Annotated in this window: 19 protein-coding genes; 7 read left to right on the forward strand and 12 right to left on the reverse strand. The window is 61.9% G+C overall.

The window, feature by feature from the left end; translation table 11 throughout:
- Positions 1-58 precede the first annotated feature (58 nt).
- The 9 genes from AAXE93_RS00145 to sppA form a co-directional block, all read right to left on the reverse strand.
- Positions 59-1,549 carry an AAA family ATPase gene (locus AAXE93_RS00145; protein ID WP_390127132.1) on the reverse strand — a complete coding sequence of 497 codons (1,491 nt, stop codon included), beginning with the start codon at positions 1,547-1,549 and terminating at the stop codon, positions 59-61.
- The gene (locus AAXE93_RS00150; RefSeq protein ID WP_390127134.1) at positions 1,546-2,082 is read right to left on the reverse strand and encodes a YceD family protein; all 537 of its coding nucleotides are present in this window, start codon (positions 2,080-2,082) and stop codon (positions 1,546-1,548) included. Before AAXE93_RS00150 ends, AAXE93_RS00145 begins: the two co-directional genes overlap by 4 nt.
- On the reverse strand, positions 2,079-3,209 hold the full coding sequence (yidC, locus tag AAXE93_RS00155; protein ID WP_390127136.1) for a membrane protein insertase YidC: 1,131 nt from the start codon (positions 3,207-3,209) through the stop codon (positions 2,079-2,081). Before yidC ends, AAXE93_RS00150 begins: the two co-directional genes overlap by 4 nt.
- 56 nt (positions 3,210-3,265) lie before the next feature.
- On the reverse strand, positions 3,266-3,673 hold the full coding sequence (locus tag AAXE93_RS00160) for a PH domain-containing protein (RefSeq protein ID WP_250397357.1): 408 nt from the start codon (positions 3,671-3,673) through the stop codon (positions 3,266-3,268).
- A complete protein-coding gene (locus AAXE93_RS00165; protein ID WP_390127138.1) occupies positions 3,670-4,056 on the reverse strand; it encodes a ribonuclease P protein component in 387 nt (128 codons plus the stop codon). Before AAXE93_RS00165 ends, AAXE93_RS00160 begins: the two co-directional genes overlap by 4 nt.
- A 61-nt stretch (positions 4,057-4,117) precedes the next feature.
- Entirely contained in the window at positions 4,118-4,255 is a 138-nt protein-coding gene (rpmH, locus tag AAXE93_RS00170; protein WP_011363584.1) for a 50S ribosomal protein L34, read from the reverse strand.
- Positions 4,256-4,301: 46 nt separating this feature from the next.
- Positions 4,302-4,877 (reverse strand): DUF2808 domain-containing protein, encoded by a 576-nt coding sequence (locus tag AAXE93_RS00175; protein WP_390127140.1) that lies wholly within the window; start codon positions 4,875-4,877, stop codon positions 4,302-4,304.
- A gap of 75 nt (positions 4,878-4,952) precedes the next feature.
- Positions 4,953-5,336, reverse strand: a complete 384-nt coding sequence (gene aroH / locus AAXE93_RS00180; protein ID WP_390127142.1) for a chorismate mutase — start codon at positions 5,334-5,336, stop codon at positions 4,953-4,955.
- Positions 5,333-6,145, reverse strand: coding sequence for a signal peptide peptidase SppA (gene sppA, locus AAXE93_RS00185; protein WP_115010417.1), 813 nt, complete (start codon positions 6,143-6,145; stop codon positions 5,333-5,335). Before sppA ends, aroH begins: the two co-directional genes overlap by 4 nt.
- 53 nt (positions 6,146-6,198) lie before the next feature.
- Between sppA and AAXE93_RS00190 the strand changes: the two genes are divergently transcribed.
- From AAXE93_RS00190 to AAXE93_RS00200, 3 genes are read left to right on the forward strand one after another with little or no spacing between them, the layout of a single operon-like run.
- Positions 6,199-7,140, forward strand: coding sequence for a DMT family transporter (locus tag AAXE93_RS00190; protein ID WP_188021738.1), 942 nt, complete (start codon positions 6,199-6,201; stop codon positions 7,138-7,140).
- Complete coding sequence (locus tag AAXE93_RS00195) at positions 7,137-8,246, forward strand: glycosyltransferase (RefSeq protein ID WP_390127145.1); 1,110 nt, start codon at positions 7,137-7,139, stop codon at positions 8,244-8,246. The genes AAXE93_RS00190 and AAXE93_RS00195 overlap by 4 nt, the downstream gene beginning before the upstream one ends.
- Positions 8,221-10,050 carry an ArnT family glycosyltransferase gene (locus tag AAXE93_RS00200; protein ID WP_390127147.1) on the forward strand — a complete coding sequence of 610 codons (1,830 nt, stop codon included), beginning with the start codon at positions 8,221-8,223 and terminating at the stop codon, positions 10,048-10,050. Before AAXE93_RS00195 ends, AAXE93_RS00200 begins: the two co-directional genes overlap by 26 nt.
- A gap of 11 nt (positions 10,051-10,061) precedes the next feature.
- Here AAXE93_RS00200 and AAXE93_RS00205 read toward each other — a convergent pair whose 3' ends face one another.
- Positions 10,062-10,583: a DUF721 domain-containing protein gene (locus AAXE93_RS00205; RefSeq protein ID WP_390127149.1), complete on the reverse strand. Its 522-nt coding sequence runs from the start codon at positions 10,581-10,583 to the stop codon at positions 10,062-10,064.
- 64 nt (positions 10,584-10,647) lie between these two features.
- Here AAXE93_RS00205 and AAXE93_RS00210 point away from each other — a divergent pair, with 64 nt between their 5' ends.
- The 4 genes from AAXE93_RS00210 to AAXE93_RS00225 are packed head-to-tail and all read left to right on the forward strand — an operon-like array spanning position 10,648 to position 13,756.
- Positions 10,648-11,421 (forward strand): PspA/IM30 family protein, encoded by a 774-nt coding sequence (locus tag AAXE93_RS00210; protein WP_390127151.1) that lies wholly within the window; start codon positions 10,648-10,650, stop codon positions 11,419-11,421.
- Between the two features lie 47 nt (positions 11,422-11,468).
- The gene (gene trxA, locus AAXE93_RS00215) at positions 11,469-11,804 is read left to right on the forward strand and encodes a thioredoxin (RefSeq protein WP_390127153.1); all 336 of its coding nucleotides are present in this window, start codon (positions 11,469-11,471) and stop codon (positions 11,802-11,804) included.
- Entirely contained in the window at positions 11,791-12,981 is a 1,191-nt protein-coding gene (locus AAXE93_RS00220) for an aminotransferase class I/II-fold pyridoxal phosphate-dependent enzyme (protein ID WP_390127155.1), read from the forward strand. Before trxA ends, AAXE93_RS00220 begins: the two co-directional genes overlap by 14 nt.
- A complete protein-coding gene (locus tag AAXE93_RS00225) occupies positions 12,965-13,756 on the forward strand; it encodes a biotin--[acetyl-CoA-carboxylase] ligase (protein WP_390128602.1) in 792 nt (263 codons plus the stop codon). Before AAXE93_RS00220 ends, AAXE93_RS00225 begins: the two co-directional genes overlap by 17 nt.
- A 398-nt stretch (positions 13,757-14,154) precedes the next feature.
- Here AAXE93_RS00225 and AAXE93_RS00230 read toward each other — a convergent pair whose 3' ends face one another.
- Together AAXE93_RS00230 and AAXE93_RS00235 are read right to left on the reverse strand one after the other, a co-directional pair.
- Positions 14,155-14,853: an ABC transporter ATP-binding protein gene (locus AAXE93_RS00230; protein WP_390127157.1), complete on the reverse strand. Its 699-nt coding sequence runs from the start codon at positions 14,851-14,853 to the stop codon at positions 14,155-14,157.
- On the reverse strand, positions 14,846-16,417 hold the full coding sequence (locus AAXE93_RS00235) for an NAD(P)H-quinone oxidoreductase subunit N (protein ID WP_390128605.1): 1,572 nt from the start codon (positions 16,415-16,417) through the stop codon (positions 14,846-14,848). The genes AAXE93_RS00230 and AAXE93_RS00235 overlap by 8 nt, the downstream gene beginning before the upstream one ends.
- Positions 16,418-16,420 lie beyond the last annotated feature (3 nt).

Consider the following 16,420-nt stretch of genomic DNA (forward strand, 5'->3'; position numbering starts at 1 on the left):
GACCGTAGGGAGCGCGCCGGCCAGCGCCTTACTCAAGGCGGGCGTTCGTTACGCCGCGTCAGGCTTCGTTACCTGCAGCAACAGAGGCGGGGCGGGCACGGCCGCCGGCAGCCCACTGCTTCAGCCGCTCGAGCTGTTCGCTGGCGGTGCGGGAGAGGGGGATGAGCTGGGAGGCCGCTCCAATCAGATCAGGCTCCGTCAACTCACGGTTGTCGGCGAAGGCCAGGTGCATCGCTTCGATCACGGTCTGCTCCAGCTCGGCACCTGAGAAGCCCTCACTGCGACTCACCACCGTGTCCAGGGGAAGCTTCAGCCCCGGTCGTCTCCCTTCCAGATGCAGCTCAAGAATGCTGTGGCGCTCAGCGCTGCTGGGCAGATCGAGCATGAAGATCTCATCGAAACGTCCCTTGCGCAGCAGCTCCGGTGGCAGCTTCTCAACGCCGTTGGCGGTGGCCACCACGAACACCGGTGACTGTTTCTCCGCCATCCAGGTGAGCACGTTGGCCAGAACCCTCTGGGTTGTGCCACCGTCACTGCGGCCATCCCCGCCGAAGCCCTTGTCGATCTCATCGATCCAGAGCACGCAGGGTGCCATGGCTTCAGCCCGTTGGATCATCTCGCGGGTGCGTGCCTCGCTGGCCCCCACCAAGCCCGCGAACAGCCGCCCCACATCCAGCCGTAACAAGGGCATTGACCAACTGCAGGCAATGGCCTTGGCCGTGAGTGATTTGCCGGTGCCTTGAGGACCCACGAGCAGGACGCCACGCGGCAGAGGCAGTCCGAAACTCCGGGCATCTTCCGAGAAGGCCCGGTGCCTTTGCTTCAGCCAGGTCTTGAGACCATCGAGGCCTCCGATGGCTTCGGTGCCCGCATCGCTGCGACAGAACTCCAGCACCTCACTGCGGGCAATCGTCTGGCGTTTTTCGTCCAGAACGTCCTGCAGATCCTCAGATCCCAACTGGCCGCGGCGGGCCAGGGCCCGGGCGGCCACCTGGCGTACACGCATCTCGCTGAGCCCGCTGCAGGCCTGAGCCAATTCATCCAGGACAGGAGCTGGCAGGGGGCTGCCGCTGCTGGTGCTGATGCTGCTGATCAGCCGACGCAGGTCGTTGTTGTCGGGAAGGGGGAGATCGAGAAGCGTGAGGCTTTCTTCCAGATCACCGGGGGGGGTCCATTGCCCGCAGCACAACACCAGGGTGTGCGGTGTGCTGCGCAGCGATCCTTCGAGATTGCGCAGCATCCGGGCAACGCCCGGGTCATCGCAGAAACGATGAAAATCCTTGGCCAGCAAAAGGGTTGGGCTGCCCGCATCCCGTTGCTGGAGCCACTGCAGCATGGCCATCGGTTGACGGCTCCCCTGGCCGTCGGCATTCACCGGCCCACTGATGCCATCGATGAAATTCCAGCAGACCAGCTGGCGTGCAAGCCGCTGAGCGGCTTCTCCCAGCAGGCTCTCCACCCGGGCTTCTTCATTGCTCCGCACCCAGATCAGGGGTGTGCGCGCACGCACCAGAAGGTCGATCTGATGTCCCCACGTGGCACTGCTCATGGCTGATCGATCTGCTGCTGAAGCTGGTGCAGGGCCTGCCAGCGGGGATCCACAGCCTTTGTCTTGGTGTCTGGGATCACGGGCTGCTGCTGGAGGCCTGGTGGGCCTGGGCAGTGGTCACCGCAGTGGTTGACGACCGGCAACAGCAGGTTGAGCTGTTCGAAGGCCCATTGCTGGGGGTCAAATTGACCGCGTGGATCGAGAACATCCACCAGCCCTTCCATTTCGGCCACCTCTCCGGAAAGCTCCAGCTCGTCGGCCGTCGGTTGCTCGTTTCCCAGCCAGATCAGCTCGGAAGGCGTGCAGCTGAGCTTCTGATTGAACTTATTGAGGCAGCGATCGCAGCAGAGGGTGACGATCGTGTTGAGTCTCCCCTCAACCGCCAAGACGTTGCCGCGGTGCTCTGCGGAAACATGGCCTCGCACTGGTGTGAGCGAGGGGAGCTCATCGAGCTCACCCTCAACCTCCCAGACTTTCGCGGTGCCGAGGGCCCGGAGCTCCTGGAGGGGAACAGGCTCCAGTGCCTCGATCACTTGCCTTTCGGTTCAAAGGGCAGGCGTGAGCCGCCTGAGGTGGCAGAGACCGTGACTGTTTTCTGGGCCATTTGCTGATCCAGAATTTTCTGCAGGTTGTCGGGCAATGCCTCTTTGGTGAGGATGAAGGTTTGCAGGCCTTGGAAGATGTTGGCGATCAGCATGTAGAGCAGAACGCCGGCGGGGAGTGGGAAGAACAAGAACATCCCCGTGATCATCACCGGGGTGATTTTGTTAGCCGTGGCCTGCTGAGGGTTGGCAGGCATACCCATGCCCGACAGCAGTTGGGAGATGAACAGGGTGATGCCGAAGCCGGCAACGAGAATGGCGATGTCCCAGTTGATGGCACCGTCGGCATAGAAGCCGACCTGGCCCAGGGCTTTGATGAACAGGAAGCCGCTGCGGGCTGCCAGGCCCGGAATCTTCGCTTCAACGGTGGCATCACCAGCGGCGAGGGCCGTGATCGTGCCGTCCTTGCTGACGCTGACGATGTCATCACCTTTGGTCACTGCCCATGTGGGGGCGAAGCGTCCAGGGTTCTCAACATCCGTGAGCACGTCGCTGAAAACGCGGCCGTCCTTCGTATGAAGGTTCACGGTGGCGCTGTCGCCAACGCCGATCTTGGTGCCCCGCGGCAGGCTGGCGATCACCGGCACATGGTCGGTTTCACCAATGAAGATGGAATGGCTGGCGCTGTTGAACGGTTTGGGTTCAACGGCAGCGATCTGGTCTGCCGGCAACACCTTCATGTTCAAGGTGTAGGGGACGTCGGCGAACGGTGACCCCCGCAGGGTTGCAAACAGTGCAAACAGGATCGGCATCTGCACCAGCAGAGGCAGGCATCCCGCCAGGGGGCTGCCGAATTCCTTCATCACATTGCCCAGCTCCTCCTGCTGTTTCTGAGGATTGTTGGCATACCGGCTTTTGATCTCAGCTTGACGTTTCTGAATCACCGGTTGGGCGATGCGCATGCGCCGAGCGCTGCGAATCGATCCTGCGCTCAGGGGGTAGAGCGCGATCCGGATCACGAGGGTGAGGGCGACGATGGCCAGGCCATAGCTCGGAACCAACCCATAGAAGAAGTCCAGGATTGGAATCAGCAGGTTGTCGGAGATGTATCCGATCACGTTGAAGAAACGGGGGGGCGGGACGTTGTGAGGCCAGTGTGCATGAACAGCTGCACTCAGGCGGCGAAACCTTCAGTGCTTTTCTCTTGGGCTTTGGTCCCGCGGCTGCTGATGCGTTCGAGGATGTAGGCCTCAACTTCCCGGAATCGGGGCATCGAGCGCAGTTCGAGCCTGGCGCCGTCCTTGAGCACCAACACCATGTCTCCCCAGGCACCGAAGCCCCGGGGCACGGTGCGCACTTCGCTGATCTGTGAATACACCACCTGGGTTTTGTCTTTGCCCATCCAGCCCCCCGTCACCGAGATGCGGCGACTGGTGATGCGGAAGCGCAGCCAAAGGGCCCGCACAACAGCTCCGATGGTGAAGGGAAGGCCGATCAACGTGAAGCCAAGCAGGATGTTGAAGATCAGATCCCCGCGGGCTGGTCCACCGTCGTAGTGGACATCTTCCTGAATGCTGGTCATGGATCCAGTCCGGCGCTTCTCAGAAGACTGTCGCATTCTTCGAGCAACTGTGTGGGTTCGGCTTCCGCGGCTTCCGGGCGAAGACTGATCAACAACCACCGTCCCGCCAGGTCGTTTCGCTGTTCAAAACGAAGACGCAGGTGATCGTGCAGAAGCCGCCTGAGGCGGTTCCGCTTGACGGAACGCTTGCTCACCTTGTTGCTGATCACCAGGGCGCAGCGGCAGGTTCTTTCCTGGATGCCCCGCAACTCCCGGCGAAGCAAGTTGGAATCACCTGCAGCAACGCGCAGAACCATCAAGGTTCCCTGTTGGCGCTTGGAAGACCGGTGCAAACGGTTGAAGCATCGATGCCCGCGCAATCGCATGGAGGCGGGAAGGACCATCAACCAATCCTATTTGGGGATGCCGAGGCTGGGATGAATCCTCTGGATTCATCCCACACCATCAAGCGGCGAGGCGGGCGCGGCCGCGCTTGCGGCGCGTGCGGATCACACGACGGCCGGTGTGGGAGCGCATCCGTACACGGAAACCCGAGACGCGCTTCCTCTTGCGGTTTGTTCCCCCGAGGGTGCGCTTGGTCATGGACGTCTCCTGGCTACCGGCCGATCTGAATCTGGGATTTTATCAGTCAGTCCACATCGATCAGCCAGCTGCCGCGGTAGCCGGACATCGGCACATCGCCGGGGGCCTGCACCAGGGCGTTGAACTGATACATGCGCTTCCCCTGGGGGTTGAACAGCTTGATGTGAAGCGAGTAGTCCCCGTCTGAAGGCAGCGGCGTGTCGGGGAAGACCACGATTTCTGTTTGGTCTTTGTTGACCTCGATCACGGCCGGGATTTCTTCGAGGCACTTGCTGCGGTTCATCATGCTGCCAACGCTGGTGCGGCAAATGCGCATGCGGTGGGGCTTGAGCTTGGCGTCGAAGTAGTCCGGAACGGTGACGGTGAGTTTGAGAATCGCGGTCTTGCGGTCCTTTTCGCGCAGGGTGAGATACCACTCCGAGCGGTCGTTTTCGATGCTGGAGGTTTGGTAGTAGTACAGCTTCCGGTAATCGCGGTCGTTGTCCCAGCGGAATTCCATCAGCCCCGGTGTGCCCTGGGCGTGGGCGATCTGCTCGGGAGTTCCGGTGAGTGCTGAGCCCATCAACAGAGCTGCAGCGGTGCCGGCTCCAGCAAGCAAGCGTCTGATGGTGGAACGGGCCATGGGAAGAATCTTGATGATGGGATTCTCCTGAGTCCAACCAGTGGGCGGTGATCTCAGGGGTCGGAGGCTGATCTGTCAGTTGTGACCAGATCTGTCTGGACGGAGCCGCTGCGCGTCGCCCTGATAAGGATGCACGGGTTGCTGGTCCTGTGGGATCCTGGCGTGGGCCAGAACACGGATGCAGCGTGGGAGGTCGCCTTGAACAGCCATTTGCTGGCAATCCAGCAAAGCCACCGTGTCCCAGCCGGGCCGCCGCCGGGCAATGGCCGCTGGGAAACAGGCGTCGAGATCGGCGGTGACCGAGAAGGTCACCGACACCAGCTGATCGGGGGTCAGATCATTGCGATCGACAAGGGCGTCCATCAGGGCGCTGACCGCCGCATGGATGGCCTCCGTGCTGTTCTCTGTGCAGGTGGTGGCCCCGCGCAGGCCTCTCAGAACAAGGGGTGAGCTGGTCATGGGCGGTACAGCCAAAGCACTTGACCGCTGCCCATCAATTCAATCGAGAGTCGCTGCTGCAGTTGATGCAGGAGCTGGGACCCAGGCAGCAAACCACTGAGCTTGCGGCGTTGCTTGCCCAGGGTGACGGGGCGAATGTCGTCCGCGTCGAGATCGGCCAGCTGCGCCGCGAGGCGACGGGCATGGTCTTCGTCGCCGAGTTCATCCACCAAGCCCAGCGCCTGTGCCTGTTCTCCGCTAAAAACCCGTCCATCGGCGAAGCGCTTCACCGTTTCCAGCTCGAGGTTTCGCCCCTGCGCCACAACACCAACGAACTGGCCATAGCTGCTGTCGATCAGCTCCTGCAGCAAGGCACGTTCGGCATCGCTCAGCGGACGATCCGGGGAAAGGATGTCCTTGAACGGGCCGCTCTTCACCGTGTCGAAGCGAATCCCGATCTTTTCGAACACCCGCGAGAGGTCGTTGCCCCGCAGGATCACCCCGATGGAACCGGTGATCGTGCCGGGATTGGCGACGATTTTCTCCGCAGCCACACCGATGTAGACGCCGCCGGAGGCGGAGATGTTGCCGAAGCTGGCCACCACGCGACAGCCCTGTTCCCGGAGCCGCAGCAGGGCTGCATGAATTTCCTGGCTGTCTCCAACCGTGCCGCCGGGGCTGTCAATGCGCAGCAGCAGTGCTGGAAATTCCCTTTGCTTCACCTCCCGCAGCGCTTTGAGCACCCGCTTCCGCGTGGCACCGGTGATGGGGCCATCAACAACGATGCGCGCCATCCGTCGTCGGGATTTTCGCCGCCAGGGCCAGATCATGTTGCGCATCTGCATCGCTCCAGATCTTAAAAAGAGCACCCCAGCGCCCATCCATGCCGTCGTTGCGACTCTGGTTTCTGATGGTGTTGCCCTTCGCGCTCTGGGGAACGGCGATGACCGCCATGGCGCCATTGCTCGCCAGTGCAGGGCCTTGGCTGGTTGCTGGCTTGCGCCTTGTGCCCGCCGGTTTGGCTCTTCTGCTCTGGGGGCAGTGCACCGGCCGAGGCCTGGCGATCGATTCCCGTGATCGGCCTTGGTTCCTCCTGTTCACCCTGGTGGATGCCACCTTGTTTCAAGGGCTGTTGGCGCGGGGGTTGGAGGGCACAGGCGCGGGTCTCGGTTCCGTCCTGATTGATTGCCAACCTCTGTTGGTGGCCCTGATGGCACGCGCGTTGTTCATGGAGTCGATCAATCCCATCGGCTGGATGGGGCTGGCCATCGGTTTGGCTGGAATCGTCTGCATCGGCCTACCGGCTGAGCTGTTGGGACATTGGTGGTTGCTGGCTGACCCGCCGGTGGTGCAGCAGTTGTTTCAGCCCGGTGAGGGCTGGATGTTGCTGGCGGCCGTCGCCATGGCAGCTGGAACGGTGTTGATTCGCTTTGCCTCACGCCACAGTGATCCGGTCAGCGTTACGGCCTGGCACATGGTGCTGGGCGGACTTCCCTTGCTCGGGGTTCATGCCCTGCAGCGCACGGATGCCGGCTTTGCCTGGACGGCAACGGACTGGGCGCGCATGGGGTACGCAAGTTTGCTCGGAAGCGCCCTGGCCTACGGATTGTTCTTCTGGTTCGCCAATCAGCGCGATCTCACCAGTTTCAGCAGCCTTGGATTTCTCACCCCTGTGTTTGCCTTGGCCACCGGTGGTTGGTTGCTTGGAGAGCGCCTTGATCTGCTCCAGTGGATCGGTGTTGTGATGGTGCTCGTGTCGGTGATCTTTGTGAGTCAACGTCGCCGGTTCTGGGAGCCGCTGCCGCTTGCGGACCCCTCCTCATGACGGAGTCGCCGCTTCACCTCGTCATCGTTAACACGCCCATCGGGGCCCTCGGTAGTGGCGAGGGTGGAGGTGTGGAGCTCACCCTCCGATCCTTGGTGCAGGGGTTGGTGCGGCGTGGCCACAGGCTCACGGTTGTGGCCGCCAAGGGCTCCACGCTCCCCGCCGACTGCAGCGGAGTTGAGTTGCTGGAGGTGGAGGGTGTAAACCAGCCCAGCTGGCAGCACGCCGCCGAGCATGCGCCGGTCGAAATTCCCCGTAATGGGCTTCTGCCGGCTCTCTGGGAGGCCGCGCTCGATGTGGGTGAGTCCGCCGACGCCGTGATCAACGGTGGCTACGATTGGTTGCCGCTGTGGCTGACGCAACGGGTCAGCGCCAGGCTCTTTCATCTCGTGAGCATGGGGGATGTGGCTGCGGTGATGCGCGATGTGATCGAAGCCGTCGCCGCCTGGGATTCCCGTCGCCTTGCTTTTCACACCCACCGCCAGGCCGCTGATTTCCGGCTGCCTTCTCCGCCTAGTGTTGTGGGCAACGGATTTGATCTCAGCAACTACACCTTCCAAGGGCAGACCAATGGCCCCCTTGGTTGGGCAGGCCGCATCGCTCCGGAAAAGGGGCTGGAGGATGCTGCTGCTGCCGCTGCCGCCCTGGGTGAACAGCTTCTGGTTTGGGGGCTGCGTGAAGACGACGCCTATGCCCGGCAGGTGGAGTCGAGTGTTCCCAAGGACACGATCGACTGGCGTGGATTTCGATCGACCCGGGAGCTGCAGCAGGAGATGGGCCACTGCCGCGCTCTGATCAACACACCGAAATGGAATGAGGCCTACGGCAATGTTGTGGTTGAAGCCCTGGCCTGTGGTGTTCCGGTCGTCGCCTATGACCGTGGAGGACCGGGGGAGCTGATCTGTTCCGGTCGCACTGGCTGGTTGGTGCCGCCCGACGATGTTGCTGCTATCACGGAGGCTCTTCGGCGCGTCGACAGCATTGAGCGCTCCCTCTGCCGCAGCTGGGCTGAAGAGCACGCCTCTTGTGAGGTCTTCAGTCAGCGTGTTGAAGCTTGGGTTCGAACAGGACTGACGGCGGATGTCAGCATCGACCGCAGGAGCTGAGGGTCCCTTGTCGGTCAATGTTTCAGGACGCCAGCGACGCCAGGTTCTGGCACTTGTGCTGATCCTGGGACTCGTTATCACCTTTTGGCGGTTGGGATCCACCGGTGTGGTGGATGAAACTCCGCCGTTGTTTGCCGCAGCCGGACGGGCCATGGCTGACACCGGCGATTGGCTGACGCCTCGGGTGAACGGCTTGCCCCGTTACGACAAACCGCCCCTGGTGTACTGGCTGATGGGGTTTGGCTATGCCTGGCCCGGACGCGAGGTTTGGGATCCTCTCGGCAGTTGGGCGGCACGGCTTCCTTCCGCCCTGGCCACGCTCGGACTGATGCTTGGCCTCGCCGATACGGTGCTGCGTTGGCCGTTCTCCGGCGATGCCCGTCCGCGTTTGACGGCACTGATCGCACCGCTGGCCTTTGCCTTCTCGCCGCTGGTGCTCGTCTGGAGCCGCACCGCAGTGAGTGATGCCCTGCTGTGTGGCCTGTTGGGTCTCAGCCTGTTGTTGCAGTGGAGGCGTTTTGCCTCCCCCCAAGAGGTGGCCTGGTGGCCAGCCTGGGTGATTCTCGGATTCGCGGTGCTGGCCAAGGGGCCTGTTGCTGTGGTGCTGTCTGGTCTCGCTCTGCTGATGTTCGGCGCGTTGCGACGGGATCTTGTTCAACCCTGGCAGCGGCTGCGCCCGCTGCCAGGGTTGCTGCTCACCGCTCTGGTCAGCCTTCCCTGGTATGCCCTGGAGTTGCTGGTGGAAGGACAGCCCTTCTGGGACAGCTTTTTCGGCTACCACAACCTTCAACGCTTCACCTCCGTGGTGAACGATCACCTGCAGCCCTGGTGGTTTTTCGGCCCGGTGATGCTCGTGGCTGCCCTGCCCTTCACGCCCTACCTGCTGATTGGCCTGGCACGGGTGCCCCGATCTCGGATCTCTCCGGAGCATTCGTTGCATCAATTCGCAGCGTGCTGGCTGTTGGCGGTGCTGCTGCTGTTCACCACCGCAGCCACCAAGCTCCCCAGTTATTGGTTGCCCGCCACCCCCGCGGCGGCCCTGTTGGTGGCCCAGGCCACGGTGGGCTCTTCGCGCTGGCAACGGATGGCCTGGGCAACTTGCCTGGCCTTGATCGCCGTCCTGGCTGCTGGGTTCTGGCGGGGATCGCTCTGGGTTCCCTTGATCGAGGATCCGGAGATGCCGACGCTGTCGGTGGATTTGCTTTCCAGCGGTTTGTTGAAGTGGGCTGCGGTCTGGTTCAGCGCTGCAGCCGTGCTTGGAGCCGGTCTGTTGCTTCAGCGTCGTGCTGCTGCTCAAGCCTTGCTGGCCATGCAGGGCTGTCTGCTCGGATTTCATCTCACGGCTCTGGTTCCCATCGCCGAACTCGCCGATCGTCTGCGTCAGCAGCCCGTGCGTGACGCGGCCTCACTGATGTTGTCGCAGCAGCGCCGTGGAGAGCCCATGGTCATGGTTGGCGCCATGAAGCCTTCGCTGCACTTCTACACAGGCCAGGTGATCCTTTACGAAGGCCAATCCGATGGGGCGTTGGTCAACATTGCGGATCGCCTGGCCCATGAACAGCGACGCGGCTGGAGTGGATATCCCCTCGGGAGCCCCGGTGCCTCCAGAACCGTACTGGTGCTGATCGATCGCAGAACGGCAGAACGGGATCATTGGAGGAACCTGCAGCCTGAGCTGCTGGGACAGATCGGGATCTACGACGTTTGGCGTCTGGACCGCACTCGCCTTGAGCAACGGGCACAAACCCTGATGGCCGATGGCGTAGATGCCGACTGGGAGGAGCCGCGCCCGGAGCGCTATTGAGTTATGGAGCCTTAAGAGGGCGACAAGGTCTGGCGATGGCAAAAGCCGCAGTGCCCCCAGAGCTTGATTTCTCCGTTGGGCGCTGGTCGGCCACAGCCCGGGCATGTCCCCATGCCATGCACATCGGTGCGGCTCGGATGTTTGGCCCAAATGCTGGCTTCACTCTCCAGCACCGGGGATTGGAGGGAGTGGTGTTGCTGAATGCGCAGATCACGCACCGCGTGGCCGGCTTGGTGCAGGGCGCTGATCAGTTGAGGCTTGTTGTAAAGGAGAGCCTGGCGCCATTGGGGATGGCTGGCTCCCACGGTCAGCACCCCGCGTTGCAGCGATAAGGGGCGGCAGTGCGGTGCCAGTTGCGCTCCCGCAACTCTCGGCCAGTCCTGCCAGAGCGCTGCAAGATGGTCGTCCTTGCGCCATTCCCTCTGAAGTGCGCCAAGACAGGTTTTCAAGGGTTCTGCCGGTGCTGGCGCAGCTGACTGCAGCAGCTCCAGCCCTGGAAGGCGACGCCGTTGGGATTCAGGTGCAACCGCCATGAGTTGATCCTAGGCAGAACTGCTGCAGGAACCTCGCTAATCTCAGCGCGTCTGAGGCCAAGTCATGGGTTTCTTTGATCGGCTGAGCAGGCTGGTTCGTGCCAACGCCAACGCTGCCGTCAGCAGCATGGAGGACCCGGCCAAGATCCTCGATCAATCCGTCGCTGACATGCAGGCGGATCTGGTCAAGTTGCGGCAGGCCGTCGCCCTGGCGATCGCGAGTCAGAAGCGACTGACCAGCCAGGCTGAGCAGGCTGCAGCTCAATCCAAGACCTGGTACGAGCGTGCTGAGCTGGCCTTGAAAAAAGGTGAGGAATCCCTGGCTCGGGAAGCATTGACCCGCCGCAAGACGTTCCAGGAGACAGCAACCTCGCTGACGGCCCAGGTGCAGGCCCAAGACGGCCAGGTGGAATCGCTCAAGAAGAGTCTGGTTGCCCTCGAAGGAAAGATCGCTGAGGCCAAGACCAAGAAGGACATGCTCAAGGCCAGGGCCCAGGCGGCCAAGGCCCAGCAGCAGTTGCAAAGTGCCGTCGGCAGCATCGGCACTGATTCCGCTATGGCGGCCTTCGAGCGGATGGAGGAAAAGGTGGAGGCCCTGGAGGCCACCGGTCAGGCTGCGGCTGAGCTGGCTGGATCTGATCTGGAGAGTCAGTTCGCTGCTTTGGAAAGCGGTGACGGTGTTGATGATGATCTCGAGGCGTTGCGCGCTCAGCTGAAGGGAGGCCCGGAAGCCGTTGCTCTACCCGCATCTGAGACCTCCGAGGCCGTGAAGCCCGTGCAGGTGGAAGAGGTGGATGCTGAACTCGAAGACTTGAAACGATCCATCGACAAGCTCTGATCAACCCAGGAAAGTCGTCCGGCTTTCCATAGGATCAGTTCAGTCATTTGAGTGCCTTGGCTGGAGCTGTTGCCAATTTCACCGACGCAGGTTTTGAACGTGAAGTTCTCAAGGCTTCCGGCACGGTCCTCGTCGATTTCTGGGCTGCTTGGTGCGGCCCCTGCCGACTGATCGCTCCGTTGATGGATTGGGTGGCGAGCGACTACGGCGATCGCGTCAGCGTCGGCAAGCTCGAGGTGGATTCCAATCCTCAGACCCGTGACGCTTATCAGGTTCAGGGCATTCCCACACTGATCCTCTTCCGCAACGGTGAAGTGGTGGCGCGGCATGAAGGTGCCATCGCAAAACCGCAGCTGCAGTCCTTCCTGGATGCCAACCTCTAAGCGGCTTGCCTCACTGGGCAGCGCTGTTTTTGCCCGTGTTGATGCCGCCAAACAGGCTTATCGGCTCGAGGCGTCTTCTTCGGTCCGTCCGGATCTGGTGGATCTCTCCATCGGATCCTCTGATCTTCGGCCTCCCACGGCGTTGTTGGACTCCATGGCCTCAGCGCTCATGGAGTCCAGCAGCAGCTCCTATTGCCTTCAAGCCGGACTGAGGCCTTTTCATGCCGCCGTCGCGAACTGGTGTCGGTATCGCTTCGACGTTGCCGTGGATCCTGATCATGAGGTCCAGTTGTTGGTGGGATCCCAGGAAGGAACCGCCCATCTGCCGCTGGCGGTGCTGGATCCCGGTGACGCCGCCTTGCATCTGGACCCCTGTTATCCGTCCCATACCGGTGGATTGCACCTGGCAGGAGCCCGGACCACGGCCCTTTCTCTTTCCCCTGAAAACGACTGGCGGCCAGACCTGACGACCATCAGCCCCCAGCTCTGGGATCAACTGAAGTTGTTCGTTTTGGGGTACCCCCACAACCCTTCAGCCCGGGTGGGGGATCAGGAGGATCTCAATCGCATCACGGCGATCGCAGCTCGGCATGACGTGGTGATCGCTCACGACAATCCCTATGTGGATCTTGCCCTGGATGGAGAGCCTCCCTCGCTTTTGCAGGCTCCGAACTGGAGGGAGTGCGGCATTGAATTCTTCTCCCTTTCGAAGGGCTGGTGCCTTGGGGGATTCAGACTCGGTTTTGCAGTTGGTGCGGCACCGCTGATTGCCGCCCTGCGTCGCGCCAAGGCCGTCATCGATTTCAACCAGAGCCTGGCTCTGCAGCAGGGTGCGATTCAGGCCTTGCAACGCTTCCCCGATTGGCCGCGGCAGCTGCATCCGACTTATCGCGAACGACGGGATCGTGTGGTCGAGACCCTCAGGGCACGCGGTTGGTCTGTTCCCTGTCCAGAGATGGCGATGTACCTCTGGTTCCCCTTGCCTGATGCGGCCCATCGTCGGGGCTGGAGTGATGAAGATGCCGCGAGGGAACTGCTTCAGCGGAGTGGTGTCGCCTTGACCCCTGGGTCTGGGTTTGGTGGCGGCGGTCGCCAGTGGCTGCGCATGGCGCTTGTACGGCCAGTGAATGAGTTGGTGGACGCTGCATCGCGTCTCGCGGATGCGATGGATGACTGATCCACGCATGCAGCAACATCGATTCCCACACTTCGGTGGTGGCCGGTTGATGGCGACGTATCGCCGCCTCGCTGGTGCCTCGGCACGCCACTGGTCCATCCGTCATGTGCCTGTGTGCAGCAGCACGGAGGAGCTGCTGGGGGCCTGGTTGCGCGATCAGCCTTCATTGATGGGACCTCGCGCCGTCATTGCCACCCACCAGCGCCGGGGAGTTGGCCAATGGGGGCGCGCCTGGGTTTCTCCGCCAGGTGGTGTCTGGATCAGTGCTGCTTTGCCTTGGCGGAGCCAAGGGTCCGGTCAGGCCGGCTTGCTTGGCTTGGCGCTGGCCCTTTCGGTGGTGCACCGGCTTGAGCAGCAGGGCCTTTCGGTTCAGATCAAATGGCCCAACGACCTGTTCGTGAACGGCCGCAAATTGGCGGGCCTTCTGCCAGGGGTGGTGCAGCGGGGCTCCCAGCTGCGTTTGCTACGCATCGGCCTGGGCCTAAATGTGCGGAATGCAGTTCCTGGCCATGCCATTGCCCTTAGAAGGCTAGAGGGGCAGCAGGCTGCGGATCCGATCCGATGGACGGCGGAGGTTTTGCTGGCCTTCGATCATTGTCACGACGAAGGAGGCGATGGGGCCTGGTGCCTCGATGGCGTTCAGGCCAGGCTCTGGTCCGATCAGCTCGTCCATCCTCAAGACGGTCAGATCTGGAGGATTGATGGCCTTGAACGCGATGGAGGGCTGCGGTTGCGTCAGGGTTCAAGGACTGAAACCTGGCGCCGCTGGCCCTGAGTTGGTGTCCCATCCATAGGATTCCTGAGCACAGCCGTCTTGTCCGTTGCTGGCTTGGTTCGCGCTGATCTGGATGTTGGTTCCAGCCGCGGCTGCGCAAGGTTTTGATCAGTCGCTCGATGGTCTGGTTCGCTAACTGGTGATCACGTCCCAGGAGCGCAAGCTGCTTCGGGGCGGTGGCGCGGCGGTTCCCATCGAAAGAAGCCGTTTTGAGGAGGCCTGTCGCACCGGTGCTCTGTCCCGGAAGCACGGGTTCGCTTGATCCCCTCGGGCCAACCGTTGCGTGTTCCTGCGTCAGCGCTTCTCGCCCCCGATGGCGGCACCTTTCGGCTGGAATCCGTCTTTGCGGTCACGCCCCGTCCGCTGCCAACTCCTGCATTAGCGCAGGGGCACTGCACTCATTGTGGGCATCCAGTGAGCACCCGACCATCCTGGAATCGAGCAATGCGTTGTGCTCGGGCTGCCACATCGTCCTCATGGGTCACCATCACCAGGGTGATGCCCTGTTGGTGGAGTTCATCAAACAGTTCCAGCACCTCGGCGGTGGTGCTGGAGTCCAGAGCTCCTGTGGGTTCGTCCGCCAGCAGCAGACTGGGGCGGTTGATGATGGCCCGGGCAATGGCCACCCGTTGTTGCTGCCCTCCGGAGAGCTGATTGGGCTTGTTCTCCAAACGCTGCGCTAGACCAACGCGGCGCAGGGCCGATTGGGCACGCTCGATCCGTTCCTCCCTGGGCACCCCCGCATAGATCATCGGGAGCATCACGTTCTCCATGGCGCTGGCGTGGCCGAGCAGATGGAACTGCTGAAAGACAAACCCGAGCGAGCGGTTGCGAACGTCGGCTAAGGCATCGTCATCCAACTGTTCAACAGCCGTGCCATTGAGTCGGTAGGTGCCACTGGTGGGCCGGTCCAGGCAGCCAAGGATGTTCATCGCCGTGCTCTTGCCTGAGCCGCTGGCCCCCATCACAGCCAGGTAGTCCCCCTCCTGAACGGTGAGATTCAGTTGGTCAAGGGCTTTTACTTCGAGATCACCAGATCCGTAGATCTTGCTGATCCCCCTGAGCTCAGCAACCGGCTGATGCACAGCCTCAGCCAAGACCCTTCAGGCTGGACAGGGCGATGGCTTGCTGAAGCAATGGCGTTCCTGCAACCGCTGTGTTGGCCCACTGGAAGAGTGGATTGGAAAGGATCCCACCAACGGCGGTGATCGCCACACATCCAATCAGGGCAACTCGAAGCGGCTGCATCCCCATCAACGACCAATTCACCTCGGGGTAGGCCTTGACCACATCGGAGGCCTCCTGAGGCTCTTTCACCACCATCATTTTGATGACGGAGATGTAGTAGTAGATCGACACCACGGAGGTGACCAGGCCAACCACCACCAGCAGGTATTCGTGGTTCGCCCAACCGGCAAAGAACAGATAGATCTTTCCGAAGAAACCCAGCATTGGCGGAATGCCACCCAGAGAAAGCAGGCAAAGACTGAGGCCGAGGGTGATCAGGGGATCCTTCTGGTAAAGCCCCGCGTAATCAGAAATTCGATCGCTTCCTGTGCGGATCGAGAAGAGGATGATGCAGGCGAAGGCCCCCAGGTTCATGAACAGGTAGGCCGCCATGTACAGAACCATGGCCGCGAAACCGTCCTCGGTGCCGCAGACCATGCCGATCATCACGAAGCCGGCCTGGCCGATCGAGCTGTAGGCCAGCATGCGCTTCATCGAGGTTTGGGCGAGGGCAACAATGTTGCCCAGGGTCATGCTCAACACCGCCAGAACGGTGAACAGCAATTTCCATTGATCATCGAAGGCACCGAAGCAACCCACCAGGATGCGAAGGGCCAGGGCGAATCCGGCGGCTTTGGAACCCACGGAAAGGAACGCCACCACAGGGGTTGGTGAGCCTTCGTAGACGTCAGGCGTCCACTGGTGGAAGGGCACTGCTGCGATCTTGAATGCAACCGTGGCCAAGACGAACACCAGGGCCAAAGCAGCCAGAGGTGTGGTGCTGGTTTGCAGAGCCAGGCCGATGGTGTCGAGGCTGGTGCTGCCGCTCAGGCCGTATAGCAGGGAAGAGCCGTACAGGAAAACAGCAGCGGCTGCCGATCCCACGAGCAGATATTTGAGTGCTGCTTCGGAGCTGCGGGCATCCCGCTTCATGTATCCCGACAGCAGATAGCTTGCGACGGAGAGCGTTTCCAGCGAGATGAACACACTCACCAGATCCGTTGCTCCGCAAAGGAGCATGGCGCCGAGGGTTGCGGCGAGGAGGATGGCGGCGTATTCGCCGACGGGTGTGCCGCTCTTCTCCGCGTAACGCCAGCTGATCAGCAGCGATAGAAGCGTGGACAAGGCAATCACGGCCCGGAACGCCACCGCCAGGTTGTCGGCGAGGAAGGCTCCAAGGAACGAGGGCTCCAGCGGTGCGTTCCACTGCAGGGCCAGCACCACCAGGGAGGTTCCCAGGCCCAGGTAGCAAATCGGCGGCACCCAACGTGTGGCGACCTTTTCGCCGGCCAGGTCCACCAAGAGGGTGGCGATCATCGCCAGCAGAACTGCAGCTTCGGGCAGTACGGCGGAGGCGTTGAGAGAGAGATTTAGCAGCTCACCAGGGGCAGCCATGGCCTGGGTGGCGAGAAGGAAAGCACCCATGTCGGGCATGGC

This window comes from Synechococcus sp. HIMB2401 (assembly GCF_042883245.1).
Lineage (GTDB): Bacteria > Cyanobacteriota > Cyanobacteriia > PCC-6307 > Cyanobiaceae > Parasynechococcus.